The 26,485-nt window shown below is 71.5% G+C and carries 21 protein-coding genes; 5 read left to right on the plus strand and 16 right to left on the minus strand.

Going from position 1 to position 26,485, the window contains the following annotated elements; translation table 11 throughout:
• Nucleotides 1–1,005 carry an EamA family transporter gene (locus NYO98_RS05625; protein WP_268110537.1) on the plus strand — a complete coding sequence of 335 codons (1,005 nt, stop codon included), beginning with the start codon at nt 1–3 and terminating at the stop codon, nt 1,003–1,005.
• Here the strand turns inward: NYO98_RS05625 and NYO98_RS05630 are convergent.
• From NYO98_RS05630 to NYO98_RS05650, 5 genes are all read right to left on the minus strand, one after another.
• Nucleotides 983–2,176 carry an AI-2E family transporter gene (locus NYO98_RS05630; protein ID WP_268110538.1) on the minus strand — a complete coding sequence of 398 codons (1,194 nt, stop codon included), beginning with the start codon at nt 2,174–2,176 and terminating at the stop codon, nt 983–985. The two genes, NYO98_RS05625 and NYO98_RS05630, sit on opposite strands and share 23 nt — an antisense overlap.
• 149 nt (nt 2,177–2,325) lie before the next feature.
• The gene (locus tag NYO98_RS05635) at nt 2,326–3,660 is read right to left on the minus strand and encodes a hypothetical protein (protein WP_268110539.1); all 1,335 of its coding nucleotides are present in this window, start codon (nt 3,658–3,660) and stop codon (nt 2,326–2,328) included.
• 151 nt (nt 3,661–3,811) lie between these two features.
• Nucleotides 3,812–5,152: a crotonyl-CoA carboxylase/reductase gene (ccrA, locus tag NYO98_RS05640; protein ID WP_268110540.1), complete on the minus strand. Its 1,341-nt coding sequence runs from the start codon at nt 5,150–5,152 to the stop codon at nt 3,812–3,814.
• A gap of 114 nt (nt 5,153–5,266) precedes the next feature.
• A complete protein-coding gene (gene mce / locus NYO98_RS05645) occupies nt 5,267–5,716 on the minus strand; it encodes a methylmalonyl-CoA epimerase (RefSeq protein ID WP_268110541.1) in 450 nt (149 codons plus the stop codon).
• Between the two features lie 87 nt (nt 5,717–5,803).
• Nucleotides 5,804–6,562 carry a LamG domain-containing protein gene (locus NYO98_RS05650; RefSeq protein WP_268110542.1) on the minus strand — a complete coding sequence of 253 codons (759 nt, stop codon included), beginning with the start codon at nt 6,560–6,562 and terminating at the stop codon, nt 5,804–5,806.
• A 259-nt stretch (nt 6,563–6,821) separates the two neighbouring features.
• On the opposite strand from NYO98_RS05650, the gene NYO98_RS05655 reads away from it, so the two are divergent.
• Both NYO98_RS05655 and meaB read left to right on the plus strand, forming a co-directional pair.
• Nucleotides 6,822–8,027 (plus strand): acetyl-CoA C-acetyltransferase, encoded by a 1,206-nt coding sequence (locus NYO98_RS05655; protein ID WP_268110543.1) that lies wholly within the window; start codon nt 6,822–6,824, stop codon nt 8,025–8,027.
• A 7-nt stretch (nt 8,028–8,034) separates the two neighbouring features.
• Nucleotides 8,035–9,018, plus strand: coding sequence for a methylmalonyl Co-A mutase-associated GTPase MeaB (gene meaB, locus NYO98_RS05660; protein ID WP_268110544.1), 984 nt, complete (start codon nt 8,035–8,037; stop codon nt 9,016–9,018).
• Here meaB and NYO98_RS05665 read toward each other — a convergent pair.
• From NYO98_RS05665 to NYO98_RS05675, 3 genes are all read right to left on the minus strand, one after another.
• A complete protein-coding gene (locus NYO98_RS05665) occupies nt 9,015–9,506 on the minus strand; it encodes a hypothetical protein (protein WP_268110545.1) in 492 nt (163 codons plus the stop codon). The genes meaB and NYO98_RS05665 overlap by 4 nt on opposite strands.
• Before the next feature lie 139 nt (nt 9,507–9,645).
• Nucleotides 9,646–10,377 carry an SDR family oxidoreductase gene (locus NYO98_RS05670; RefSeq protein WP_268110546.1) on the minus strand — a complete coding sequence of 244 codons (732 nt, stop codon included), beginning with the start codon at nt 10,375–10,377 and terminating at the stop codon, nt 9,646–9,648.
• A gap of 76 nt (nt 10,378–10,453) precedes the next feature.
• Nucleotides 10,454–11,029 carry a GtrA family protein gene (locus tag NYO98_RS05675; RefSeq protein ID WP_268110547.1) on the minus strand — a complete coding sequence of 192 codons (576 nt, stop codon included), beginning with the start codon at nt 11,027–11,029 and terminating at the stop codon, nt 10,454–10,456.
• Between the two features lie 57 nt (nt 11,030–11,086).
• On the opposite strand from NYO98_RS05675, the gene NYO98_RS05680 reads away from it, so the two are divergent.
• Nucleotides 11,087–12,022, plus strand: coding sequence for a tetratricopeptide repeat protein (locus NYO98_RS05680; protein ID WP_268110548.1), 936 nt, complete (start codon nt 11,087–11,089; stop codon nt 12,020–12,022).
• Here NYO98_RS05680 and ppdK read toward each other — a convergent pair.
• From ppdK to NYO98_RS05700, 4 genes are all read right to left on the minus strand, one after another.
• The gene (gene ppdK, locus NYO98_RS05685) at nt 12,008–14,695 is read right to left on the minus strand and encodes a pyruvate, phosphate dikinase (protein WP_407673850.1); all 2,688 of its coding nucleotides are present in this window, start codon (nt 14,693–14,695) and stop codon (nt 12,008–12,010) included. The two genes, NYO98_RS05680 and ppdK, sit on opposite strands and share 15 nt — an antisense overlap.
• A 6-nt stretch (nt 14,696–14,701) precedes the next feature.
• Nucleotides 14,702–15,445: an NUDIX domain-containing protein gene (locus NYO98_RS05690; protein WP_268110550.1), complete on the minus strand. Its 744-nt coding sequence runs from the start codon at nt 15,443–15,445 to the stop codon at nt 14,702–14,704.
• A 9-nt stretch (nt 15,446–15,454) separates the two neighbouring features.
• Nucleotides 15,455–16,186 carry a hypothetical protein gene (locus NYO98_RS05695; protein WP_268110551.1) on the minus strand — a complete coding sequence of 244 codons (732 nt, stop codon included), beginning with the start codon at nt 16,184–16,186 and terminating at the stop codon, nt 15,455–15,457.
• A gap of 256 nt (nt 16,187–16,442) precedes the next feature.
• Nucleotides 16,443–18,290 (minus strand): multicopper oxidase domain-containing protein, encoded by a 1,848-nt coding sequence (locus tag NYO98_RS05700; protein ID WP_268110552.1) that lies wholly within the window; start codon nt 18,288–18,290, stop codon nt 16,443–16,445.
• A 174-nt stretch (nt 18,291–18,464) separates the two neighbouring features.
• Between NYO98_RS05700 and NYO98_RS05705 the strand changes: the two genes are divergently transcribed.
• Complete coding sequence (locus tag NYO98_RS05705) at nt 18,465–19,331, plus strand: hypothetical protein (protein WP_268110553.1); 867 nt, start codon at nt 18,465–18,467, stop codon at nt 19,329–19,331.
• A 25-nt stretch (nt 19,332–19,356) separates the two neighbouring features.
• Here NYO98_RS05705 and glgB read toward each other — a convergent pair whose 3' ends face one another.
• The 4 genes from glgB to NYO98_RS05725 are packed head-to-tail and all read right to left on the minus strand — an operon-like array spanning nt 19,357 to nt 26,412.
• On the minus strand, nt 19,357–21,279 hold the full coding sequence (glgB, locus tag NYO98_RS05710) for a 1,4-alpha-glucan branching protein GlgB (protein ID WP_268110554.1): 1,923 nt from the start codon (nt 21,277–21,279) through the stop codon (nt 19,357–19,359).
• Nucleotides 21,276–22,685 carry a maltokinase N-terminal cap-like domain-containing protein gene (locus NYO98_RS05715; RefSeq protein ID WP_268110555.1) on the minus strand — a complete coding sequence of 470 codons (1,410 nt, stop codon included), beginning with the start codon at nt 22,683–22,685 and terminating at the stop codon, nt 21,276–21,278. Before NYO98_RS05715 ends, glgB begins: the two co-directional genes overlap by 4 nt.
• Nucleotides 22,682–24,409 carry a maltose alpha-D-glucosyltransferase gene (gene treS, locus NYO98_RS05720; RefSeq protein ID WP_268110695.1) on the minus strand — a complete coding sequence of 576 codons (1,728 nt, stop codon included), beginning with the start codon at nt 24,407–24,409 and terminating at the stop codon, nt 22,682–22,684. The genes NYO98_RS05715 and treS overlap by 4 nt, the downstream gene beginning before the upstream one ends.
• Before the next feature lie 23 nt (nt 24,410–24,432).
• On the minus strand, nt 24,433–26,412 hold the full coding sequence (locus NYO98_RS05725; protein ID WP_407673851.1) for an alpha-1,4-glucan--maltose-1-phosphate maltosyltransferase: 1,980 nt from the start codon (nt 26,410–26,412) through the stop codon (nt 24,433–24,435).
• Nucleotides 26,413–26,485 lie beyond the last annotated feature (73 nt).

Genomic DNA, 26,485 nt, shown 5'->3' on the forward strand with positions numbered 1-26,485 from the left:
GTGACGGCTTTGACTCATGACACCTCCTCGAACCGGACCGCGGTCGGGCTGGTGCTGGCGGTCGCCTCGGCGGTGACGTTCGGCATGTCGGGCGCCCTCGCCCGGGGACTGCTGGACACCGGGTGGAGCGCCGGCGCGGCGGTCACCCTGCGCACCGTCATCGCGGCGGTCGTCCTCCTGGTGCCGGGCCTGCTGGCCCTGCGCGGCCGGATGCACCTGCTGCGGGCCAACGCGGGCCTCGTCACCGTCTACGGCCTCACGGCGGTCGCCGGAGCGCAGCTCTGCTACTTCTACGCGGTCACCTACATGCAGGTCAGCGTGGCGCTGCTGCTGGAGTACACCGCGCCGGTCGCGGTCGTCGTCTGGCTCTGGGCGCGCCACGGCCACCGCCCGTCGGGGCTGACGCTCGTCGGCGCAGCCCTCGCGGCGGCCGGGCTGGTGCTCGTGCTGGACGTCGTGTCCGGGGCCGAGCTGAGCACGGTCGGGGTGCTGTGGGCGCTGGGGGCCATGGTCGGCGCCGCGAGCTACTTCATCATCTCCGCCGACGAGGGCAACGGGCTGCCGGGCATCAGCCTGGCGGCGGGCGGTCTGTTCGTGGCCAGCGTCGTGCTCGGCGCCGCCGGCGCGATCGGCGTGCTGCCCTTCCACACGTCGTCGGCCGACGCGACGTACGACGGGTTCACCCTCCCGTGGTGGGTCACGGTCCTGCTGCTGGGGCTGGCGACGGCGGCCTTCGCCTACGTCACCGGCATCGAGGCCGGCCGGCGCCTGGGGAGCCGGCTGGCGTCCTTCGTCGCGCTCGGCGAGGTCCTCGCCGCCGTGATCTGGGCGTGGCTGCTCCTCGGCGAGCTGCCCCGCCCCGTCCAGCTGGCCGGCGGCCTGCTGGTGCTGGCCGGTGTCGTCGTGGTCAAGCTGGGCGAGTCGCGAGCACCGCTCGCGGTGGAGCCCCTTCCGGAGCCCGAGCGCGACCCGGAGCCCGACCTCAGTGGGCGTCCTGCCGCCTGAGGAACACCTCGCGGTGCAGCAGCAGCAGCGCCGCGGCGACCGGGACCGCCAGCAGGGCACCGATGATGCCCATGAGGGAGCCGCCGACGAGCGCGGCGACGACCGTCACCGAGCCCGGCAGGTCGACCGACTTCCGCATGATGCGCGGGTAGATCACGTAGGACTCGAACTGCTGGTAGGCGATGTAGTAGACGAGCGCCACCAGCGCGACGGTCGGGGAGATGGTCAGCGCGAGGAGCGTCATCAGCGCCCCTGACACGAAGGCACCGACGACCGGGATCAGCGAGAAGAGCCCGACGACGAACGCCAGCGCGAAGGCGTACTCGCTGAGGCCGACGACGAACGAGAAGATCAGCGTGCTGATGCCGGCGCAGATGGCGACGACGAACGCGCCGGCGACGTAGGCGCCCGTGGACCGGATGATCCGGTCGCCGAGCTCGCTGACGCGGGGACGGCGCGAGGCCGGGGCGAGGGAGTAGGCGGCGTGCTTGATGCTCGGCAGCGAGGCCAGGAAGTAGATCATCAGCACGATGACGATGAGGCTGTTGGTCACCGCGGACAGCACCCGCAGGCCGACGCCCAGGGCGCCGCCGAAGACCCGCTGCCCGAAGTCGCCGTTCTGGATGTACTCCCGCGCCTTGGCGATGACGTCGAACTGGTCGTCGAGCCTCTGCATCTGCCGGTTGGCCTGCAGCTCGTCGAGCCAGTCGGGGGCGTTGCGGGTGATGAGGGCGATCTGGTCGCTGATCACGGGAGCCACGGCGACGACGAAGAGGGACAGCACGGCGATGACCGCGACCAGCACGAGCAGCACCGACAGGCCGCGGCGGATGCCGCGCCGCATGAAGAACTCCACGACCGGGTTGAGCCCGATGGCGAGGAACATCGACATCACGAGCAGCACCAGGACCGAGGAGATGCTGAGCAGCTGCTCGGTCAGGAAGATCGCGGCGACGGCGCCGAGGGCGCCGAAGAAGCCGATCTTGAACGGCGAGTGGCGCAGCAGCAGCGGCGTGGGAGCGGGCTCCGCCGGGACGTAGGGGGCGGGGGCCTCCTCGTCGACGACGAGGTCGGTGGCGTCGTCGATCTGCTCGGCGATCGCGGCGGCCGACACCGCGGACGCCTCGGCCGAGTCGGCAGCCTTCTCGGCCCGATCGGCGTCGTCGGACACCTGGTCGACGACCTCCTCGAGCGCCTCGGGCAGCTCGGCCGGGTCGGCCGCCGCCGCGCGCAGCGCAGCGGCGGCATCCGGTTCGGCGGTCCGCTCCGCGGTGCCGTCCGCTCCGGAGGTGACCAGCTCGCGCAGCCGGACCCGCCAGCTCAGGACTCGTCCTCGTCGAAGCCCGCGACCACGTCGCGCAGGGCACCGAGCTGGGCGGTGATGGCGTCACGGCGCTTGGCGGCGCGCTCGACCTCGGCCTGGATGTTGGTCAGCTCGCGCTCGGCCTCGGCGACCCGGGTGGCTCCGATGGAGTCCGCCTGGGTGCGGGCCGAGGCGACGATCTGCTCGGCCTCGCGCCGGGCCCGCGTGAGGAGGCCCTCCGACTCCGACTGGGCCTGCTGGCGGTGCGTGTTGGCCTGGGCCGTGGCCTCGCGGGCGCGCTGCTCGGCGGCGTTGGCCCGCGCCTCGGCCTCCGCGACGAGCCGCTGGGTCTCGGCGGTGGCGTTGCTGTGGTGCTCGGCCGCCTCGCGGGTCAGCCGCTCCTTCTCGACCGCGAGCGTGCGCCGGGCCTCCTGGACCTCGCGGTCCGCGGCGGCGCGCGCCTGCTCCGCCTCGCGGGTCGCGGTCACGCGCATCTCGTTGGTCTCCTGCTGCGCGGCGAGGCGGACCTGGTCGGACTCGCGGCGCGCGGAGGCGAGGAGGTCCTCCGCCTCGGCCTTGGCGAGGCTGCGCTCGGTCTCGGCGTCGGCGGTGAGCCGCGAGCGCATCTCGTCGAGCTCCTTGAGCTGCACCATGCGCATGTCGTCGGCCTCGCGCGCGGCGTCGGCACGGATGCTGTGGGCGTCGCGCTCCGCCTGGGCGAGGATCTCGTCGGCCTCCCGGCGGGCGGCGGTGCGCACGTCGGCGGCCTCGTCCTCGGCCATCTTGAGCATGGAGGTGGCGCGACCGCCGAGCCCGGCGTAGGTCGGGTTGGTGTTCTCGGCGACTTCGCGGCGCAGCCTCTGGAGCTCGTCCTCGAGCTCGATGACGCGCTCCTCGCTGCTGGCGAGGCTGGTCGCGAGGCCGGACTTCTCGCTCTGGAGCTGGTGCAGGCGCTGGTCGACCGCTCCCTTGTCGTAGCCACCACGGCGCACGACGGGGAGGGGGGTGGCGGCGGCCGGGGTGGGCATCGCGGGACGCGGTGCGGCCGGGGGGATGACCGGCGAGCGCCGGGTCGTCTCGTCGGCGGCAGCGGGCGCCGGGGAAGAGGCCGGGGAGGCAGCCGGCGAAGCAGCCGGGGGAGAGGCCGGCTTCGTGGGCGTCTGCGCGGACCGAGGCGGGGCCGGCTCGGCCGGGGTGTCGTCCGCGGCGGCCGGGGGTTCGTCCTTCGGGGTGACCGGCAGCACCTGGGTCTCCTCGCCGGCGGTCCCACGGGCGGTCGAAGCGCCGGATGTGGCCTTGCCGTCGGCGGACTCCGGCTCGTCGAAGATGGACAGGCCCTGGTCGGAAGCCATGGTGAGGCACCCTCTCTCACGTCGTACGGACTGCGTCTGGGCCAGTCTCGCCGATGCGTCGGGAAGAACCCACCCCGGCTCGCGGGCGACTTCGTGCGAGTCGCGCGAACCGGGGTGGGAAAGGTCTCAGACCCGAGATCCCGAGCGTGGATCAGACGCCGCGGAACCGGTTGATGGCGGTCTCGTGCTCGGCGCGCATGTCCTGGTCGAGCACGCCGAGACCCTCCGAAGGGGCGAGGCAGAGGACGCCGACCTTGCCCTGGTGGGCGTTCTGGTGGACGTCGAGGGAGGCCTGGCCGACCTCGTCGAGGGTGTAGGTCCTCGACAGCGTCGGGTGGATCTTGCCCTTGGCGATGAGGCGGTTGGCCTCCCACGACTCGCGGTAGTTGGCGAAGTGGCTGGAGATGATGCGCTTGAGGTTCATCCACAGATAGCGGTTGTCGTACTCGTGCATGTAGCCCGAGGTCGAGGCACAGGTCGTGATGGTGCCGCCCTTGCGGGTGACGAACACCGAGGCGCCGAAGGTCTCGCGGCCGGGGTGCTCGAAGACGATGTCGATGTCCTCGCCGCCGGTCAGCTCACGGATGCGGGCGCCGAAGCGCTTCCACTCGCGCGGGTCCTGCTCGGTGCCCTCGTCGTTCCAGAACTTGTAGCCCTCCTCGGAGCGGTTGATGATCAGCTCCGCGCCCATGCTGCGCGCGATGTTCGCCTTCTCCTCGTTGGAGACCACGCACACCGGGGTGGCGCCGCCGTTGAGGGCGTACTGCGTCGCGAAGCCGCCGAGCCCGCCGGAGGCACCCCAGATGAGGACGTTGTCGCCCTGCTTCATGTCGCCCCCGTTCTTGCTGACGAGCTGGCGGTACGCCGTGCAGTTCACGAGGCCGGGGGAGGCGGCCTCCTCCCAGGTCAGGTGCTCGGGCTTGGGCATCAGCTGGTTGGCCTTGACCATCGCGACGTCGGCGAGGCCGCCGAAGTTCGTCTCGAAGCCCCAGATGCGCTGCTCGGTGTCGAGCATCGTGTCGTTGTGCCCGTCGGGGCCCTCGAGCTCCACGGACAGGCAGTGGGCCACGACGCGGTCACCGGGCTTCCATCGGGTGACGCCGGGACCGGTCTTGAGCACGACGCCGGAGAGGTCGGAGCCGACCACGTGGTAGGGCAGGTCGTGCCGCTTGGTCAGCTCGCTGTTGCGGCCGTAGCGCTCGAGGAAGCCGAAGGTCGAGACCGGCTCGAAGATCGAGGTCCAGACGGTGTTGTAGTTGATGGCGCTGGCCATGACGGCTACGAACGCCTCACCGGGACCGAGCTCGGGCAGCGGCACGTCCTCGACGTGGAGCGACTTGCGCGGGTCCTTCTCCTTCGACGGCACCCCCTCGAACATGTCGACCTCGTCCTTCTTCACGAAGGCGGCGCGGTAGGACTCCGGGAGCTCGAGGCTCGCGAAGTCCTCGGAGGTGGCGTTGCCGGACTGGATGGCGTCGAGGATGTTCTGCACGGGTGTCTCCTGGTGAGGCATCGGGTGAGGCATCGGTGGCACGGATGGCGGTGAAGATACCGGCGAGTAACCTCGAGCGGTCGATGGTGTGACGTACGTCGCTCGGCTCGGGCGTCAGTGCGCCCCGGCGGCCGGCTCGACCAGCTCCACCAGCACGCCGCCGGCGTCCTTGGGGTGGATGAAGTTCACGCGGCTGTCCGACGTGCCGCGTCGGGGGGCGTCGTACAGCAGGCGCAGGCCGCGCCCGCGCAGCACGTCGGCCACGTGCTCCACGTCGTCCACGCGGAAGGCGAGCTGCTGGATGCCCTGGCCGTTGCGGTCGAGGAACTTGGCGATGGTCGACTCGGGCGTCAGCGGCGCGAGGAGCTGGATGCACGACCCGGAGTCGCCCACCCCGACCATCGCCTCGCGGACGCCCTGCTCCTCGTTGACCTCCTCGTGGAGCACCTCCATGCCGTAGGCCTCGCGGTAGAAGGTCATCGCCTCGTCGAGGTCGGGCACGGCGATCCCGACGTGGTCGATGGCGGTGAAGAGGTGCCGGACGTCACTCAGCTCGGGGGTCATGGGGTCATGCTGTACGACGGCGGGCCCGGGGGCGAGGGTGTGTGACCGTCGCCACTCTGCTGCCCGGACCCGGCTCGTCGAGATCGCCTACTGGGGCAGGCTCGCGTCGAGGTCGTAGTGGCCGATGACGGCCGCGGCGTCGATGTCACCCACGAAGCCGAGCGGGCTCGCGCACGGCCCCATGTAGTCGCCGAGGAAGAAGTCGTCGCCCGTGGGCATGCCGTAGTAGATGCTGACGGGGGCGGACACGGGCGTGCCCACCTGGGCCCCGTCGACGTACAACCGGAGCTGCTGGCCGTCGAACGCGCCCCGCACCGTGTGCCACGCGCCGTCCCAGAGCCCGGCCCCGGCGTCCGCCGACAGGTGCACCCGGGTCCCGTCGGAGACGTAGAACCGGAGCCCACCACCCTCACCGGTGTAGAGGCCGTAGGACGCGTTCTCGCACTGGAAGGCGCCCTTGGACATCACGTAGCGGAACGCGCCCGGACCCGTGCTGCGCACCCGAGCCACGACGGTGACGCCGTCGGGCTCGAGCGACGGAGCGTCGGGCATGCGGACGCTCTGCGCGCCGTTGAAGCGCAACGCGGCCCGCTTGAGCAGGAGCAGCCGGGGGAGCGAGACCCACTGCGGGTCCTGCGGGTCGGCGGTCGCGGACGACCCGAGCTGGCCGCCGTTGCCACTGAAGGAGAGGTCGTTGGCCACCTGCCCCGCGCCCTCGTTGAGCGGCCACCAGCCGGCCAGGTCGTTCGTGCCGGCGCCGGCGGGGGGTGCGGTGAGGGCCACAGCGAGAGCGGAGGCCGTGGCAAGGGCCGCGACGGAGGTGAAGGGACGGCGGAACGGGTTCATCGACTCACTCCTCGGGAAGCGACGGATGCGATCCCCGAGGACCAGTGACGAGGTCAAGCCCACCATGTGCGTCCACCCGTAGGGGTGGGTCGGTTCGGGGGCTCCCACAAATTGGTGACGGCTCGGACTGCCGGGCAGTCGTGTGACGAGCGCCTCATCCCGGGCGCCGGGGCCACCCTCCCGGCGGCGGTGTCACGGTGGGTAGTGTCCGAAGGAGCAGGACCCCTCAATCTCGCACGGATCGCTGGAGGCACCCGTCATGTCCGACTCAGCCCGCTCAACCTCGGTCATCGTCGCCGGGGCCCGCACCCCGATCGGCCGCCTGCTCGGCGGGCTCAAGGACCAGTCGGCCGCCGACCTGGGCGGCGTCGCCATCAAGGGCGCTCTGGAGAAGGCCGGTGTCACCGGCGACCAGGTCGACTACGTGATCATGGGCCAGGTCATCCAGGCCGGCGCGGGCCAGAACCCCGCGCGCGTGGCCGCGGTGAAGGGCGGCATCCCGATGACGGTGCCCTCGATCACCATCAACAAGGTGTGCCTGTCCGGCCTCAACGCCATCGCGCTGGCCGACCAGCTCGTGCGGACGGGCGAGTGCGAGATCGTCGTCGCCGGTGGCATGGAGTCGATGACCCAGGCCCCGCACTTCCTGCCCAAGTCGCGCGAGGGCGTGAAGTTCGGCGACGTGAAGCTGGTCGACTCCATGGCCTACGACGCCCTCTTCGACCAGTTCACCTCCCAGGCGATGGGCCTGCTCACGGAGGAGTGCAACGCCGCTGGCGCCAACCTGACGCGCGAGGAGCAGGACGCCTTCGCCGCCTCCTCGCACCAGAAGGCCGCGGTCGCCTGGAAGAACGGCGTCTTCGCCGACGAGGTGGTGCCGGTGGAGATCCCGCAGCGCAAGGGTGACCCCGTCGTGGTCAGCGAGGACGAGGGGGTCCGGGGCGACACCACCGTGGAGTCCCTCGCCAAGCTCCGTCCGGCCTTCAGCAAGGACGGCACCGTCACCGCCGGGTCGGCCTCGCAGATCTCCGACGGCGCCGCCGCGGTGGTCGTGATGAGCAAGGCCCGGGCCGAGGAGCTCGGCCTGACCTGGCTCGCCGAGATCGGCGCCCACGGCCAGGTGGCCGGACCCGACTCCACGCTCCAGCTCCAGCCCGCCGCGGCGACCGCGAAGGCCTGCGAGAAGGAGGGCATCTCGCCCGCCGACCTCGACCTCGTCGAGTTCAACGAGGCCTTCGCCGCCGTCGGCATCGCCTCCGCCCGCGAGCTCGGCATCGAGGACGCCAAGGTCAACGTCAACGGTGGCGCGATCGCCCTCGGCCACCCCGTGGGCATGTCCGGCACGCGGGTCGTGCTGACGCTGGCCCTCGAGCTCCAGCGCCGCGGTGGCGGCGTGGGCGCGGCCGCGCTCTGCGGCGGCGGCGGCCAGGGCGACGCCCTGATCGTCCGCGTGCCCACTGCGTGAGGAGCGCATGACCCCGGGCGGGACGAGGCGGGGCGCCCACGCGGTCCCCGACCTCGTCGCGCGCGCCCGCGAGGGTGATCCGGCCGCGGTGGCGCGGCTCATCAGCCTCGTCGAGGACGCCTCGCCGCTCCTGCGCGAGGTGATGTCGGCCCTCGGGCCCGACGCCGGCCGGGCGCACGTCCTCGGCATCACCGGCGCCCCGGGCGTCGGCAAGTCCACCTCGACCAGCGCCCTGGTCGCGGCGATGAGGCGCGCCGACAAGCGCGTCGGCGTCCTGGCGATCGACCCCTCCTCACCGTTCTCCGGCGGTGCGCTCCTCGGCGACCGGGTGCGGATGGGCGACCATGCCCTCGACCGTGACGTCTACATCCGATCGATGGGCGCCCGCGGGCACCTGGGCGGCCTGGCCTGGTCGACCCCGCAGGCGGTCCGCGTCCTCGACGCCGCCGGCTGCGACGTGGTCGTCGTGGAGACCGTCGGCGTCGGGCAGAGCGAGGTCGAGGTGGCCGGCCTCGCCGACACCACCCTGGTGCTCCTCGCGCCGGGGATGGGGGACGGCATCCAGGCCGCCAAGGCGGGGATCCTGGAGATCGGTGACGTGTACGCCGTCAACAAGGCCGACCGCGAGGGCGCCGACCGCACGCGGCGCGAGCTCCGCACGATGCTCGCGATGGCCGAGCGACGCGACGGGGCCTGGCGTCCGCCGGTGCTGCAGACGGTCGCCAGCACGGGGCAGGGCATCGACGAGCTGCTGGCGGAGGTCGACCGGCACGCGGCCTGGCTGCGCGCGTCGGGGGAGCTCGCCCGGCGTCGTACGCTCCGGGCCAGGCGCGAGGTGGAGGCGATCGCCCTCGCCGCGTTGCGCGAGCGCTGGGGACGTGCCGGTGCCGGCACCGACCTCGACGCGCTCGCCGGACGGGTGGTGGCGGGCGAGGTGGACCCCTACGCCGCTGCCGACGAGCTGCTGGCCGACGGACGGGTGTCCGGCTAGGCCGTCGCCGACAGGGCCAGGTGGATGTCGTCGGCGAGCCGGCGGGTCCACGCCTCGAGCACCTGCACGCTCACGCCCTGGGCGGTCACGGTGAGCAGGTGGCGCCCGTGCTCGGGTGCGGGCACCGACGCGATGACGGTGTGGCGCAGGCCGAGGGTGAGCTCGACCGTGTCGACGGCCTGCTCGGGGTCCGGACCGCCGGGGGCGCGTGCTGCGAAGGCCGCCCGGCTCTGGCGCGCGACCCGGGCGACGTCCCCCTGGGCGAGGCCGTGCACCGCCACGGCGTCGCCGTCCGCGGTCGCGAGCAGCGCGGACGACGGACCGTCGATGGCACCGAGCACGTCGACGAGGGAGGCCCACAGGCAGCCGATCGGCGAGTCGGGCCCCGGCGTGTGCTCGAGGAGCGGCTCACGACCGCGCCGGGAGGCTCGTCCGGTCCACGAGCACCCCCGCGCGAGCGGGTGCGGGGTGACCAGGTCTGCGGTCAAGAGGGCACGTCCTTCCGAGCGACGAGGGAGCGGCCGACCCGAGACGGCGGCGGGGTCTGTGGCTCCCGCGTGGCTTCCGTGTGGGTGAAATGTAACCGTGCCGGTCGCCGTCGCGCGGCGTTTCGGAGATGTTTCCCGGTCAGCTGAGGCGCAGCGTCTGCCCGGTGATGCGCGCGGCGGCGCTGCTGGCGAGGAACAGCGCGGCATCGGTCACGGCGTCGCCGATGCGGGGCTGGTTGCGGACCAGGGTGTCGCCGGAGACCCGGCTGCCGTGGACCGGGGCGGCGCCCGGGGCGTACTGGCGGGGGAGGACCGAGCGCCCGTCCGGGAGCACGGAGTTGACCCGCACGCCCAGGCCCGCCCAGTTGCGACCCGCGCGCGCGGTCGACTCGGCCAGCTCGCGCTGCGCCGCCTCCGGCGTGCTGGCCAGCTGCAGCCAGCTGGTCACCGCGCCGGTGTTGACGACGCACCCGCCGCCGAGGGCGGGGCTCTGGCTGAGCTTGAGCCGGAGCCGGGTCGTCAGGAACGTCGGTCCGAGCAGTCCGGAGCGGGCGGCCTCGGCGATGAAGGCGTGCTCGCTGGGGGGCAGGCCGTAGGGCAGGCTGCAGGACGCTGCGAGCACGAGGACGTCGAGGTGGCCGACCGTGCCGACCAGGTGGTCGATCGACTCCTGCCGAGCGAGGTTGACCGACTCGTAGTCGAACGCCGAGAGGTCGGTGTCGTAGAGGGAACGCAGCATCATCGTGCCGGTGACCGTCACCGATGCCCCCGACGCGGCGAACGCGGAGGCGATGCTGTGTCCCTCGCCGCGCGTGCCACCGACCACCAGCACCTGGTAGCCGTTGAAGTCGTACGACCCCGCTGTCGTCATGGCGTCGTGTCCTCCCGTCCGAACCCCGGCATGTTCTACCACGCAGTAGCTGTCGGGCGACAGGCGCCCGAGGGCGTCAGTCGACGCGGACGTCGTCGGTGCGGCGCTCCTCGAGCAGGCCCAGCCGGGCGCTGCGCACGGCGGCGAAGGTCCACAGCTTGTTGAGGACGAACGACACGGGAGTCACCACCGCGATCACGATCAGCTGCGCCCAGTAGAGGCGGTTGCGCAGACCCGAGGAGTCGTCGAAGACGTCGCTGGGGAGGCTGATCGGGGAGCCGGGATGCATGAGCAGCGTCAGCAGCGCCAGCCCGATGACCTGGCACGCCAGCCCGACCGCGAGGAAGGGCCAGTACTCGCGCCACCACGGGGCGGCGAGGTTGCTCTTGAACGTCCACGTGCGGTTGAGCTGGAAGTTCGACAGGTTCGCGACCAGGAAGGCGATCGTCGAGTAGACGTGGTACCAGCGCAGGTTGAACCCGGACGAGCCGAGAGCGACGACCGCCTCGTCGAAGTGGGGGCCGAAGCGGCGCAGCACGACCAGGGTCAGCAGGTTGACCACCACGCCCGAGGCGCCGACGACGCCGAACCGGACGAGCTGGCCGACGTTGCGCCGGTGCCGCGTGACGAGCGCGGCTCCCCGGGATCCCATGCAGCGAGGCTACCGACCCCCGCGCCCCCGCGAGGCCCACCTCCCTAGGATTGGCCCATGACGCAGCAGCCGTTCAGCCGCCCAGGTGCCATCGACCTCTCCGGGCTCGGCCGACCGCCGGCGCCGCAGCAGGCGGCCCCGAGCGCCGGCAGCGGGTCCGCCGGAGGCGCGTACTCCGTCGCGATCACCCAGGACAACTTCCAGCAGGTGCTGCAGGAGTCGATGACGGCGCCCGTCGTCATCGTGTTCCACTCCGCGCGCCAGGCGCCGGGCAGCGAGCAGTACGCCGCCGACGTGGCCGCCGAGGCGGAGCGGCTCGAGGGCCGCCTGCTGGCCGCGCTGGTCGACGTCGACGCGCACCCCGAGATCGCCCAGGCCATGCAGATCCCGCAGGTGCCGCTGACGATGGTGATCCTCGACGGCCGGCCCGTCAGCCAGCCGATCCCCGGGGCCCTGTCGCCCGAGGAGCTCTCCACCCTGTTCGGCCAGCTCGGCCAGCAGCTGACCGCCCAGGGGATCACCGGGCGGCACCAGCCCCGCGCCGGCCGCGCCCCGGCGGCCGAGGGCGAGGAGGACGTCGTCGACCCGCGCTACGCGCCCGCCCAGGACGCGCTCGCGGCCGGCGACATCGACGGCGCGGTCGCGGAGTACCAGAAGCTGCTCGACGCCAACCCGGCCGACGTGGAGGCCGCCGGCGGCCTCGCGATCGCCAAGGTCATGCAGCGCACCCAGGGCGTCGACCCGACCGCCGCCCGGTCCGCGGCGGCCGACGAGCCCGACGACGTCGACGCGCAGACCCTGGTGGCCGACCTCGACATGCTCGGCGGGCACGTCGAGGACGCCTTCACCCGCCTGGTCAACCTGGTGGCCCGCACCTCCGACAAGGACCGGGAGAAGGCGCGCGACCACCTGCTGGGCCTCTTCGCGGCGGTCGGCAACGACGACCCGCGCGTGCTGGCGGGCCGCCGCAACCTGGCGTCAGCGCTCTTCTGAGTCCCGCTTCCCGAGCACCGAGCGTCCGGCCTCGAGGCGGGCGACCGGCACCCGGAAGGGGGAGCACGAGACGTAGTTGAGCCCCACCTCGTCGAAGAAGTGGACGGACAGCGGGTCGCCGCCGTGCTCGCCGCAGACGCCGACCTTGAGGTCGGACTTGGTCTTGCGGCCCTTCTTCGTCCCCATCTCGACCATGCCGCCGACCCCGAGCTGGTCGAGCGACTCGAACGGCGAGACGTCGAAGATGCCGTGCTCGAAGTAGCGCGAGAAGAACGACGCCTCCACGTCGTCGCGGGAGAAGCCCCAGGCCATCTGGGTCAGGTCGTTGGTGCCGAAGGAGAAGAAGTCGGCGGACTTGGCGATGCGGTTGGCCAGGAATGCCGCGCGCGGCAGCTCGATCATCGTGCCGATCGCGATGTCGAGCTTGACCCCGCGCTCCTCCTCGACCTCGGCGATCTGCTGGTCGATCTCGGCCCGGACGATCTCCAGCTCGCGCACGCTCGCCACCAGCGGCACCATGATCTCGGGCCGTGGCGTGCCGTGGGCCGCCTTCCGGTCGGCGGCGGCCTCCGCGATCGAGCGCGCCTGCATGCGGAAGAGCCCGGGGATCTGGATGCCCAGGCGCACGCCGCGCAGGCCCAGCATCGGGTTCTGCTCGTGGAGCCTTCGGACGTGGGTCAGCAGGCGCTGCGCGTGCTCGTCGACCTCGCCGCGCTCCTCCGCGACCGCCACCTCGACGCTGAGCTCGGTCAGGTCGGGCAGGAACTCGTGCAGCGGAGGGTCGAGCAGCCGGATCGTGACCGGCAGCCCGTCCATCGCCTCGAGGATCTCGGTGAAGTCCTGCTTCTGCAGGGGGAGCAGCTCGTCGAGCGCGGCCTCGACGCCGGCCTCGTCCTCGGCGACGATCAGCTTCTCCACCAGCGCCCGGCGTTCGCCGAGGAACATGTGCTCGGTCCGGCACAGGCCGATGCCCTGCGCGCCGAAGCGGCGGGCGCGGGCGGCGTCGTCGGGGGTGTCGGCGTTCGTGCGCACGCGCAGTCGACGGGCACCGTCGGCGTGCGCCATGATCCGCGCGACCGCCTGGGCGAGGTCGTCGTCGATCTTCTCGCCCTCGAAGTGGCGCACCACCACCGAGTCGGCGACCGGGACGGAGCCGGCGAACACCTCGCCGGTCGTCCCGTCGATGGAGATGACGTCGCCCTCGCGGATCGTCTCGCCGTCGCGGACCCGGAACTCCTTGGCCTTGGTGTCGACGTCGAGCGACTCGGCGCCGCACACGCACGTACGACCCATGCCGCGCGCCACGACCGCCGCGTGGGAGGTCTTGCCGCCGCGGCTGGTGAGGATGCCGCGGGCCGCCACCATGCCGCGCAGGTCGTCGGGGTTGGTCTCCTTCCGGACGAGGATGACGTCCTCGCCCCGGCCGGCCCACTCCACGGCGGTGTCCGAGTCGAAGACGGCCTTGCCGACGGCCGCGCCGGGGGAGGCGTTCATGCCCTTCGCCAGCAGCGTGCGGTCGGCGGACTCGTCGAAGCGCGGGAACATCAGCTGCGCCAGCTGGTCGCCGGTCACGCGGAGCACGGCCTCGTCCATCTGGATCATGCCCTCGTCGACCATGTGCACCGCGATCCGGAACGCAGCCTCCGGCGTGCGCTTGCCGACGCGGGTCTGCAGCATCCAGAGCTTGCCGCGCTCGACGGTGAACTCGATGTCGCACATGTCGCGATAGTGGCGCTCGAGCCGCGTCATGATCGTCATCAGGTCGTCGTGGGACTTGCGGTCGATCTCGGCCATGTCGGCCAGTGACACGGTGTTGCGGATGCCCGCGACGACGTCCTCGCCCTGGGCGTTCTGGAGGTAGTCGCCGTACTCACCCTGGGCGCCGCTCGCCGGATCACGCGTGAAGGCGACGCCGGAGCCGGAGTCCATGCCGAAGTTGCCGAAGACCATGGCCTGCACGTTGACCGCGGTGCCGAGGTCCTCCGGGATCCGCTCCTGGCGCCGGTAGAGCCGCGCCCGGTCGGTGTTCCACGAGTCGAACACGGCGCGGATCGCGAGGTCCATCTGCTCGCGCGGGTCCTGCGGGAAGTCGCGTCCGGTCTCGGTCTTGATGATGGACTTGAACGTCTCGACGACCTCGCGCAGGTCGTCGGCGTCGAGGTCGAGGTCGTTGTCGGTGCCCTTGGCCTTCTTCACCTCGTCGAGGGCCTCGGAGAACAGCTCGGAGTCGACGTGGAGCACGGTGCCGCCGAACATCTGCAGCAGGCGGCGGTAGGAGTCCTGCGCGAAGCGGTCGGACTCGCTGCGGGCCGCCAGGCCGCCGACCGAGGTGTCGTTGAGGCCGACGTTGAGGACCGTCTCCATCATCCCGGGCATGGAGAACTTGGCGCCCGATCGCACCGACACCAGGAGCGGGTCGTCGGCATCGCCGAGCTTCTTGCCCATCGCCTCCTCGAGAGCCGCGAGGTGCTCGGTGACCTCGTCGGCGAGCCCGTCGGGCTCGCCCCCCTCGGAGAGGTAGGCGCGGCACGTCTCGGTGGAGATCGTGAACCCCGGCGGCACCGGCAGGCCGAGGTTGGTCATCTCAGCCAGGTTGGCGCCCTTGCCGCCCAGGAGGTCCTTCTGGTCCTTGCTTCCCTCTGCGAAGTCGTACACCCAGGTCATGAGTGGCATCCTGCCTCAGCGACCGGACTCCGTATACGGCTGACCGCCCTCGACCGCCGCGCGCACCCTCCGAGAGGTGAAGTCGGCCGCGAGCTCGTCGACCTCCTCCAGCGTGCAGAACCGGACGTCACGGATCTCGCGCTCCTGCATGACCACGCCGGCGAGCACCTCGGGACCGTGGGTGCCGCCGTCGAAGACGAGGCACACGGCGTCGTCCCAGCCACCCCACGCGGGCAGCCAGTCCGTGAGCACGAGCTCACCGGCCGCGAGCGCGAGGCCGAGCTCCTCCTCCACCTCGCGCTGCACCGCGACCCGAGGCGACTCGCCGACCTCGACCACGCCTCCGGGGAGGTCCCAGTCGCGCTTGTAGGTCAGCTGGCAGAGCAGCACGCGGCCCTCCGGGTCGCGCACGAGCATCTGCGAGATCGCCCGCTTGCGCGGGAGGAAGGAGTTGAGCAGCGACCGGAAGCCCTCCGGGTGGTCCACCGGGCGGTCGTCGCGGACCCGGGCGTACACCACGCGGTCCGCCACCTCGCCGTCGAGCGTCAGTCCTCTGCTGACACCCTCCCTGAGCAGGCCGGCCCACGTCGCGGAGCGTTGCGCGTCGCGGTCCTCGAGCCCGACCAGCGCCTCCACGCGTGCGTGCTCGACGAGCGCGGTCGCCACCTCGCGGCGCAGGTCGTCGACGGTCGCCCGGCCGTCCCAGTCGATCCTCGCCACGCCGTCGGTCACCGTGGTCACGCGGATGGATGAGGGCACTCCCTCACCCTAGCGAGGCGCGGCCAGCGCCAGCGTCGCCACGTGGGCCCGTGCGAGGCACGCCGCCTCGCCGGGGTGCAACCGCCCGACGCTGACCGCCACGCCCAGCCCGTCCACGAGCGCGTGGAGCACTTGTGCGTGGTGTGCGACCGCAGACGCATCGAGCTCGGGCGCCGTGACCCGCACGACGATCTCGAGTCGGTCCGCGAGATCCTCTTCTCGCGTGTGCCGCGCGGCGACCACCACGTCCAGCTCGCCGTCGTCCGTCGTGGGCGGCCGGGGCGACTCGACGCGGGCATGGAGCACGTCGGACGGGATGTAGCCGTGGTTCGCGACCGCGAAACGGTGGTGCAGCGGGCCGTCGTCGTCGCCGTCGCCGTCGGCCGTCAGCCGCGCGGTCGTCGGCGCTGCGAGGACGAGCCTCCACCACACCAGCTCCTCGGCGACCTGGTCCGGCACGGCCGGGATCAGTGGCAGCAGCAGGCGGGCGCCTTCGTCCGGCCCTGTTGCTGCCGTTGCCGGCCTGAGCCGTCGCCGACGCCGGTAGGCGATCTCGTTGAGCGCGAGCTGGCGCAGGTCGGCCTCGGGGTTGAGCAAGCGCCGGACCGTGCTGATGGAGGTGGCCAGCACCCTGGCCAGCCCGTGCCGGCTGAGCCGGTCCACCCCGTGGTCGCGCACGAGCGTGAAGCTCGCCAGCTCGAAGAAGGCGAAGCGACCTACGTAGTCGACGATCTTGGGCACGCGCCCATTGCAGCAAGCCGGGCGAGGATGTGCGATCCGTCCTCCACAGGCGTCGCGGTGGTGGCACACGCTGAGCCATCACTCGTCGCGCAGTCGTCGGCGTCGTGGCACGGCCCGGGTCGGATCCGCAGCCACGGTCGACTCGATCCCGTCACGCTCTGTGACACCTCGACACGATCCTGAAGCAGGGTCGTAGCACAGGGGGTGTCAGAACAGGGACAGACCCGCGAAGGGTGACGGTCGGCGCCGTGTCACATCAGCGGACGACGTCGAAGCGGGCCATCATGCCGTGGTCCTCGTGGTCGAGCATGTGGCAGTGGATCATGAAGGGACCGGTGTAGTCGGTGAACCGGGCGGCGACCTCGACCTCCTCGCCGGGCTCGAGCCGCCAGGTGTCCTCCAGGCCGCGCTCCCACGGGGGCGGGCGCTCGCCGTTGCGCAGCACGGTGCGCCACTGCTCGGCGTGGATGTGGACGTAGTGGGTGACATCGCTGGTGTTGCGGAAGCGCCACCGCTCGACCGTGTCGAGCCGGGCGCGGTGGTCGACCCGGGCGGGGTCGAACGCGCGGCCGTTGATGGACCAGAAGCTGCCGTGGTGCGAGGAACCCTCGAGGCCGAAGGTCCACGTCTTCGACACCTTCGCCGGGACCGGCGAGACCAGCTTCGGTGACGGCAGCCGCGACGGCAGGCGCGAGGCGTCCCGCGCCGGCTCACCCACCCGGAACTCCATCACGGGGGTCTCGCGGGCATCGTCCCCGGAGGTCCCGCTCGGGGCCGGCTCCGATGCGAGCACGAGCCGCTGGCCCGTCGCACCGCTGAAGTCCACGACCACGTCGGCGCGCTGGGCCGGCCCGAGCAGCACGCTGGACCGCACGACGGCCTTCGGGAGCAGTCCGCTGCCGGTGCCGACCTGGAGGAACGGCCTGCCGTCGGACAACGTGAAGTTGTAGCTGGAGAAGGGCGAGGAGTTGAGCAGGCGCAGGCGGTAGCGGGTCGCCGACACGTCGAGGTACGGCGCGTAGCGGCCGTTGACCAGGACCTTGTCGCCGACCGTCGCGTCGTCGGGCGGGGCGTGGGGGCCGGTCCACGCCATCTGGCCGTGGTGGCCCACCATCTCCGGGCCGTCGGCGAACGGGTTCGTCAGCTGGTTGTCGGAGGTGAAGGAACGCTCGGAGACCATCAGCGGCAGGTCGCGACGGCCCGTCGGCAGCCGCACGTCCCGCGAGGGCGGATCGGTGACGATGAACATGCCCTGGAGGCCGCGCCAGTTGTTGCGGGCGGTGCGGTCCATCCGGTGGTCGTGGTACCAGAAGAACGAGCCGGGCTCGGGACGTCCGTCGACCACGAGCGGGTAGTCGTAGGTCCGTTCGCTGCCTCGCGCGATGAGGTGGGTCGTCGGCTGGCCGTCGTCCGCGGAGGCGTGGTGGTCACCGTGCAGGTGCGTCGACATGGAGCCCGCGCCGCGGGGGAGGCGGTTGACGACCGTCACCTCGGTGCCGCGCCCGCCCCGTCGCCGGATGGTGGGCCCGGGGTAGCTGCCGTCGTAGGTCCACATCGACGTGCGCCGCCCGTGGGGGAGCATCCGGACCTCCGCCCGCTTCATGACCAGTCGGATGTCGGCGCCGGTGCGCGTGGGAGGCACGACCAGTGGCTGCTCGAAGCGCGTGTCGACGGGCTCGACGCCACCGGCGACGCCCTCCACGGTGAGCATGCCGCGCATGTTGGGGTGGAACTTGCAGAAGAAGGCCCACGCACCTGCCGCGAGCGCCTCCACGCCGGGGACGGTGGCGCTCGTGCCGGCAGGAACACGTACGTCGAACAGCGGGGCCCCGTCGGCCCCGCGTGCCACCGACGTGACGGTGTGGTCGAAGGAGTCGAGGTTGACCACGGTGACGGCGCCCCCGCCGCCGACGGTCACCTCGGGTGTGGCGAAGCCGCTGTGGGCGCCACCCGCCTCGATCAGGATCGTGGCGTTGCGCACCGGCTCCGCGGACGCCGTGCGCGTGTCCTGCCCCGGTCCCACGTCGAGGGCCACGAGCGCGGTCGCGCACGCCACCATGCCGACCAGCCAGGCCGTCCTCCGGCCGCGCAGGATCCCCGTCATCGTCCCGAGTGTGCAGCAGCGACCGGGTGCCGGCATCCCCATAAATCGGTGGTCTGGACCTCGCCCGGACGTCATCGAAATCGGTGATGACGCGCCCGCCGACACGTGCAACTACTGGAAGGTGGTGCCGAGGACGGCACCGCACCTCTCGAGAAGGGTTGGACCATCATGCACGTGCCCACCGGAATGCGCAGGGTGGTGGCGGTCGTGTGCGCAACAGCGCTCGCGAGCTCGCCCGTCCTCCTTGCACCCACGACCGCCGGTGCCGCCGGTGCCGCAACGACCAGCGCACGGGCAGCAACGCCGCACCTCAGCGCGCTGCTGACCAAGAAGACGATCGTGGTGAAGGGCGCCGACGACCTCAAGGCCGGACGGGCGCACCTCGAGGTCCGGGGCCGCGGGATCGTCGAGTTCGCGACCTTCAAGGCCGGGTACGACGTCGCGGACTTCACCGCCGACGTCAACAAGTTCGGCGCGAAGAACGACATCAAGGCGTTGAAGCGGGCCCTCAAGAACACCACGATCATCGGCGGCCTGGCGGGCGGGGGCAGCGGCACGATCGTCTTCCCGAAGCCCGGCGCCTACACGCCGTTCTCCCTCGGCGATCGCGGTGTGGTGACCGGCAAGACGCTCGTCGTCGCCGGACCCAAGCGCTCGTCCAAGACACCCCGCACCGACGGCTCCATCATCGGCAAGAACGGGCCGGCGTGGGGAGGAGCCTCGCAGCTGCCCGCGAAGGGCCGCTTCGAGTTCAAGAACAAGGCCGACCAGCCGCACTTCGTGGCCATGCAGCAGGTGCAGCCCGGCACGACCACCGACCAGGTGCTCGCGTTCCTGCAGAGCGAGGAGGAGGGGCCGCCCCCGTCGTGGTTGCTGCCCGCATCGATGGAGACCGGGACGCTCAGCCCGGGCCGCAGCATGACGGTGGACTACGACCTGCCCGCGGGCCAGTACGTCGTCATGTGCTTCTTCCCCGACCCGAAGATGGGCGGCATGCCGCACGCCCTGATGGGGATGCTGAGGATGGTCACACTCAGCTGACCGGCGGTCCGGCTCCGGGTCGCCGTCAGTCGGCGGCCCGGAACCAGACCGTGGCGAGCGGGGGCACCACGATGTCGGCGTGGGCCGGCTGGCCGTGGTGCTCGCCCTCGACCGCCGTGATGGAGCCGAGGTTGCCCACGCCCGAGCCGTGGTAGACCTCGGCGTCCGTGTTGAGAACCTCCTGCCACGTGCCGGCCGATGGCAGGCCGACGCGGTAGCCCTCGTGGGGGTTGCCGGCGAAGTTGGCCACGCACACCAGGTCCGGCTCACCGGGGGAGCGGCGCACGAACGAGAAGGTGTTGGCGCCCGCGTCGTTGGCGTCGATCCACTGGAAGCCGGCCGGGTCGTTGTCGCGACCCCACAGCGCGGCCGTCTCGGCGTACGTGCGGTTCATGTCGCGCACCATCGCGTGGACGCCCGCGTGCTCCGGGTGCTCGAGCAGCCACCAGTCGAGCTCGCGGCTCTCGGCCCACTCGGCCTCCTGGCCGAACTCGCAGCCCATGAAGAGCAGCTGCTTGCCGGGGTGCGCCCACATGTAGGCGAGGTAGGCGCGCAGGTTGGCCAGCTGCTGCCAGCGGTCGCCGGGCATCTTGCGCAGCAGCGAGCCCTTGCCGTGCACGACCTCGTCGTGGCTGATCGGCAGGACGTAGTTCTCCGCGAACGCGTAGACGAGCGAGAACGTCATCTGGCCGTGATGGTGGCTGCGGTAGAGAGGGTCCTTGGAGACGTAGTTGAGCGAGTCGTGCATCCAGCCCATGTTCCACTTGAAGCCGAAGCCGAGGCCCCCCTCGCTGGTGGGACCGGTGACGCCCGGCCAGGCGGTGGACTCCTCGGCGATGGTGACGATGCCGGGCACCCGCTTGTAGACGGTGGCGTTCATCTCCTGGAGGAACTGCACGGCCTCGAGGTTCTCGCGCCCGCCGTGCTTGTTGGGCGACCACTCGCCGTCCTCGCGGGCGTAGTCGAGGTAGAGCATCGACGCGACGCCGTCCACGCGGAGGCCGTCGGCGTGGTACTCCTCGAGCCAGTAGACCGCGTTGGCGTAGAGGAAGTTGCGGACCTCGTTGCGGCCGAAGTTGAAGATGTGGGAGCCCCACTCCTTGTGCCAGCCCCGCTGCGGGTTGGGATCCTCGTAGAGCGGGGTGCCGTCGAAGCGGGCCAGGGCCCACTCGTCGGTCGCGAAGTGCCCGGGGACCCAGTCCAGGATCACGCCGACGCCCGCCTGGTGCAGGCGGTCGATGAGGCGCTTGAGCCCGTCGGGGTCCCCGAAGCGCGAGTCGGGGGCGAAGTAGGAGGTGACGTGGTAGCCCCACGAGCCGCCGAAGGGGTGCTGCATCACCGGCATGAGCTCGACGTGGGTGAAGCCGAGGTCGGAGACGTAGGGGACCATCGCGTCGGCGATCTCGTCCCACGAGTAGAGCTCGCCGGAGTAGTGCTTGCGCCACGAGGCGAGGTGCACCTCGTAGGTCGACATCGCCTCGTCGACGGGCTGCTTGGTGCGGCGCGCCTCGATCCACGCGTCGTCGTTCCACTGGTGCTGCGAGCGCCACACGCGCGAGGCGGAGCTCGGCGGCTTCTCGGCGTACTGGGCGAGGGGGTCGGCGCGGTCGACCCACTGGCCGTCGGCGCCGCGGATGCGGAACTTGTACTGCGACCCGACGCCGGCGGCCTCGACGTGGGCGTGCCACACGCCCGAGCCGTCGAGGCGCGTCATCGGGTGGGCCGCGCCGTCCCAGCCGGCCCACTCGCCGGCGACCTGGACCTCCAGCGCGTTGGGGGCCCAGACGCGGAAGGAGGTGCCGTCCTCCCCGGCCTGCGCGCCGAGCACCCGCCAGAGCTCCTCGTGGCGGCCCTCGCCGATGAGGTGGAGGTCGAGCTCGCCGGGCGCGTGCGCGTCCCGCTCGGGGGTCGCGGGGGTGGGGGTGGGCTTGCTGGTCGACCTCGTCATGACGTCTCCTCCAACGCTGCGAGAGGGATGGCGAGCCATCCCGGACGGTTGCGTGCTTCGTAGACCGCCTCGTAGACGACCTTGTCCGCGAGGTAGGCGTCGAGCAGTACCCCGTTGGCACCGTCGAGCTCCTCACCTCGCTGCGCGGTGTAGGCAGCGAGGAAGGCGGCGCGGTTGCGTGCGGCCCACTCGGCTGCGCGGTAGGCCCGCTGCTCGGCCTCGCCGCCGGCGTCGGCGCCACCGGTCATGGCGACCACCCGCGGGGCGTAGTCGAAGGAACGGACCATGCCGGCGACGTCGCGCCAGACCGAGTCCGGGCGGAGCCGCTCGGCGAGCGGCTTGGCCGGCTCGCCCTCGAAGTCGACGATCTTCCAGCCCTTGACGGTGCGCAGCGTCTGGCCCAGGTGCAGGTCGCCGTGCACCTGCTGCACCTCGACGGCGTCGAGGTCGCGCAACCGCCCGAAGGTCTCGCGCAGCCGCGCCTCGTGCGGCGCGAGCGCCGGTACGACGTCGAGGGCGGCACCCAGGCGGCCCTCCATGGCGGCGGCCAGCTCGCCGAGGGCGTCGGCTTCGCGCCGCTCGACCGGGAAGTGCTCGGCGAGGTCGGCGTGCACCTCGGCCAGGGCCACGGCGAGGCGGGCGGCCTCGCCGGCGAAGTCGCCGCCGACCTCCTCGGCGTGGAGGTCGGCCTCGGCGAACAGGTTGCGCACGCTGGCCAGGGCGAGGTCCCAGCCGTCGCTCGCGGTGCGGAGGAACTGCTGGAGCATCGCGAGCTGGATGGTCGTGTTGGTGTCCTCGTCGACGAGGTCGAGCCAGCCGTAGAGCGCGGCCACGTGGGTCGACCCGGCCTCGGTGAGGACCTGGTGGATCGCGATGTCGGGGTTGACGCCCGGGGTCACCTTGCGGAAGACCTTCATCAGCGCGTCCTCGCCGAAGGCGACCGAGGAGTTGGACTGCTCGCCGGAGAACAGCGTCGAGTGGGTCTCGATGTCGAGGTCGTGGCCCGGCAGGCGGTGGAACATGAGCTCGCCGCGCAGGTCGGAGGGCGGTGCGGGCGCGATGCCGTGACGGGCGAACGCCGCCAGCCACAGGGCCATCGACGCGCGGTCGTGCAGCGCGTCGTAGACGAAGGCCGGGCCGAGCTCGTCGTCCTCCCACTCACCGATGAGCGCGTGCGCGATCCGCTCCTGCGGCTCGGCGTAGAACGCCAGCGGCAGCTGGTAGAGGTCGCTCGTCCCGTCGGCGTAGGCGACCTCGGCGAGCTCGATGGTGACGTGCAGGCCCTCGGGGGCGTCGGGCAGCCGGCCCACCCGGCGCACGGCACCGAGCTCCCAGTCGCGTCCCTTGCCGCCGAACCAGCGCGCCTGGTCGATCCATGCCTTGATCTCGGTCCTGTTGTGGCTCACGGCTCCACCCCCGTGGTGCTCGGGTCCGTCAACCGCAGCCAGAGGAAGCCGTAGCCGCCCAGGGTCAGCAGGTAGGGCAGCTCGCCGACGGCCGGGAACGGCACGCCGCCCAGCAGCTCGACGGGGACCATGCCCTCCCACTGCCTCAGGTCGAGCTCGACGGGCTGCGGGAAGCGGGACAAGTTGTTGACGCAGAGGATCACGTCGCGGTCCTCGGCGCCGCGGTGCTCGCGGATGTAGGACAGGACGCTCGGGTTCGAGCCGCCGAGGTCGACGAAGTCGCCGAGCCCGAACGCCGGGTGGCGGCGCCGCGCGTGGACCAGGCGTCGCGTCCAGTGGAGCAGCGAGGAGGTGTTCTCCAGCTGCGCCTCCACGTTGACCGACTGGTAGCCGTAGACCGGGTCCTGGATGGCCGGCAGGTGGAGCTTGCCCGGCGTGGCGTTGGAGAAGCCCGCGTTGCGGTCGGGCGTCCACTGCATCGGCGTACGCACCCCGTCGCGGTCACCGAGCCAGATGTTGTCGCCCATGCCGATCTCGTCGCCGTAGTAGAGGACGGGCGAGCCGGGCAGCGACAGCAGCAGCGCGGTGAAGAGCTCCATGCGGTTGACGTCGTTGTCGAGCAGCGGCGCCAGTCGTCGGCGGATGCCGATGTTGGCCTTCATCCGTGGGTCGTGGGCGTACTCGGACCACATGTAGTCGCGGTCCTCGTCGGTCACCATCTCGAGCGTCAGCTCGTCGTGGTTGCGCAGGAAGATGCCCCACTGGCAGCCGTCGGGGATGGCCGGCGTCTGCTCGAGGATCTCCGAGATCGGGAAGCGCGACTCGCGGCGCACGGCCATGAAGATGCGGGGCATGACCGGGAAGTGGAAGGCCATGTGGCACTCGGTGCCGATCCAGCGGCCGTCCTCGGTCTCCTCGGGCCCGAAGTACTCGACGACGTCGGCCGGCCACTGGTTGGCCTCGCACAGCAGCACGCGACCGGGATAGTGCTCGTCGACGAAGCGGCGGCACTTCTTCAGGAAGTCGTGGGTCTCCTTGAGGTTCTCGCCGTTGGTGCCGGGGCGCTCGTAGAGGTACGGCACCGCGTCGAGGCGGAAGCCGTCGAGGCCCATGTTCAGCCAGAACGCCATCGCGTCCAGCATCGCGTCGTGGACCTTGGGGTTGTCGAAGTTGAGGTCGGGCTGGTGGTGGAAGAAGCGGTGCCAGAAGTACTGCTGGCGCACCGGGTCCCAGGTCCAGTTCGACGGCTCGGTGTCGACGAAGATGACCCGCGCGTCCTGGTAGAGCTCGTCGGTGTCGGACCACACGTAGAAGTCGCCGTAGGGCCCCTCCGGGTCGCTGCGGCTGGCCTGGAACCACGGGTGGGCGTCACTCGTGTGGTTCATGACGAAGTCGATGATCACGCGGATCCCGCGCTGGTGGCAGGCGTCGATGAACTCGTGGAAGTCCTCGACCGTGCCGCACTCGGGGAGGATGTTGTTGTAGTCGGCGACGTCGTAGCCGCCGTCGCGCAGGGGAGAGGTGAAGAAGGGCGGCACCCACAGGCAGTCGACGCCGAGCCACTCGAGGTAGTCGAGCTTCTCGATGAGGCCCTTGAAGTCGCCGGTCCCGTCACCGTTCGAGTCGCGGAACGACCGCACCAGCACCTCGTAGAAGACCGCCGTGCGGAACCACTCGGGCTCCGCGTTGAGCACGGCGGTCGCGCGGGTCGCGTCCGTCGGCATCTGGGCCGAGGTGGGGTGGTCGGTCAACGGGTCCTCCTGGCGGCGATCACGTGCGCGGGTTCGTAGCCGGGGTCGAGCCTGACGTAGTTGTGGGCGGTCCAGCTCCAGTCCTCGCCCGTGATCTCGTCGTGGGCGACGAAGGAGTCGTGCCACTCCATGCCCAGCGCCGGCATGTCGAGGTGGATCATCGTCTCGCGGGTGCCGTGCGGGTCGAGGTTGATGACGCTGATGACGACGTCGTCCTCGTGCTTCTTCGAGAAGACGAGGACGTGGTCGTCGTCGCTGGAGTGGATCGTCACGTTGCGCAGCAGCTGGAGGGCGGGGTGGTGCCGGCGGATCTCGTTGAGGCGGGTCAGGTAGGGGGCGAGCGTGGTGCCCTCGGCGTCGCGCTTCTTCCAGTCCCGGATGCGGATCTGGTACTTCTCCGAGTCGAGGTACTCCTCCGACCCGGGCTTCACGGCTACGTGCTCGAACAGCTCGTAGCCGGCGTAGACGCCCCAGCTCGGCGACCCGGTGGCGGCGAGGGCCGCCCGCACCTTGAACGCCGCCGGACCGCCGTACTGCAGGTAGGCGTGGAGGATGTCGGGGGTGTTGACGAAGAAGTTCGGCCGCATGAGGTGGTCGGACTCGTGCGCGACCTCGACGAGGTAGTCCTCGATCTCGCGCTTGCCGGTGCGCCAGGTGAAGTAGGTGTAGCTCTGGTGGTAGCCCACCGCGCCGAGGCCGTGCATCATCGCCGGCTTGGTGAAGGCCTCGGACAGGAAGATCACGTCTGGGTCCGTGCGACGCACCTCCGCCAGCAGCCACTCCCAGAAGGCGAGCGGCTTGGTGTGCGGGTTGTCGACGCGGAAGATCCGCACGCCGTGCGACATCCACAGCTTCACGATCCGCAGCACCTCTCGGCAGATGCCGGCCGGGTCGTTGTCGAAGTTGATCGGGTAGATGTCCTGGTACTTCTTGGGCGGGTTCTCGGCGTAGGCGATGGTGCCGTCGGCGCGGGTCGTGAAGAACTGCGGGTGGGTCGTAACCCACGGGTGGTCGGGCGCCGCCTGGAGCGCGAGGTCGAGGGCCACCTCGAGGTCGAGCTCCCGGGCGCGGGCGACGAAGGCGTCGAAGTCGTCGAACGTCCCGAGGTCGGGGTGGATGGCGTCGTGGCCGCCGTCCTTGCTGCCGATCGCCCAGGGGGAGCCGGTGTCGTCGGGGCCGGGGGTGAGCGTGTTGTTCGGGCCCTTGCGGTTGACCTCGCCGATGGGGTGGATCGGCGGGAGGTAGATGACGTCGAAGCCCATCTCGGCCACGCGCGTCAGCCGCTCCTTCGCGGTCTGGAAGGTGCCGCTGGTGACCTTGCCGGTCTTCTCGTCCTTCGTCGCGCCCTCCGAGCGGGGGAAGAACTCGTACCAGCTGCCGAAGAGGGCGCGGGTGCGGTCGGCCCGGAACCGGAACGGCCCGGTGACGGTGAGCAGCTCGCGCAGCGGGTGGGCGAGGAGCACGGCGTCGAGCCCGGGGTCCTGGAGGGTGGCGAGGCGCGCCGCGACCGGACGGTCGGTGTCGGTCGAGGCCGCGAGCGCGCCCGAGACGATCGCGGCCGACTGCTTGTCGAGCGCCTGCGGGCCCGTCCCGGCGGCGACGCGCTCCAGCAGGAGCCGTGCCTCGGTGAACATCAGCTCGACGTCGACCCCGGCCGGGATCTTGATGCCCGCGTCGTGCTGCCACGTCGCCACGGGGTCGGACCAGGAGTGGATCTCGAAGGTCCACTCGCCCTCGACGTCGGGCGTCACGTGGGCGACGTAGCGGTTGGGCTGCTCGCCGTCGGGTCGCATGCGCACCGGGGCGCGGGTGCGGCCGGCCGGGTCGGTGGCGACCACCTCGGCGGCGAGCTGGTCATGGCCCTCGCGGAACACCGATGCGCGCACGGGCAGCGGTTCTCCGACGGTGGCCTTGGCCGACTGGCGACCCAGGTCGACCACGGGAGAGACATCCATCACGGGTATCCGTCCAACCATGGCCCCACACTTGCGAACCCGAACCTCGCACGCAAGCCGACCACGGTCGAGGCCACCCCTTGGGACGTCTCGA

Source organism: Nocardioides pini, from assembly GCF_026712185.1.
GTDB classification, from domain to species: domain Bacteria; phylum Actinomycetota; class Actinomycetes; order Propionibacteriales; family Nocardioidaceae; genus Nocardioides; species Nocardioides pini.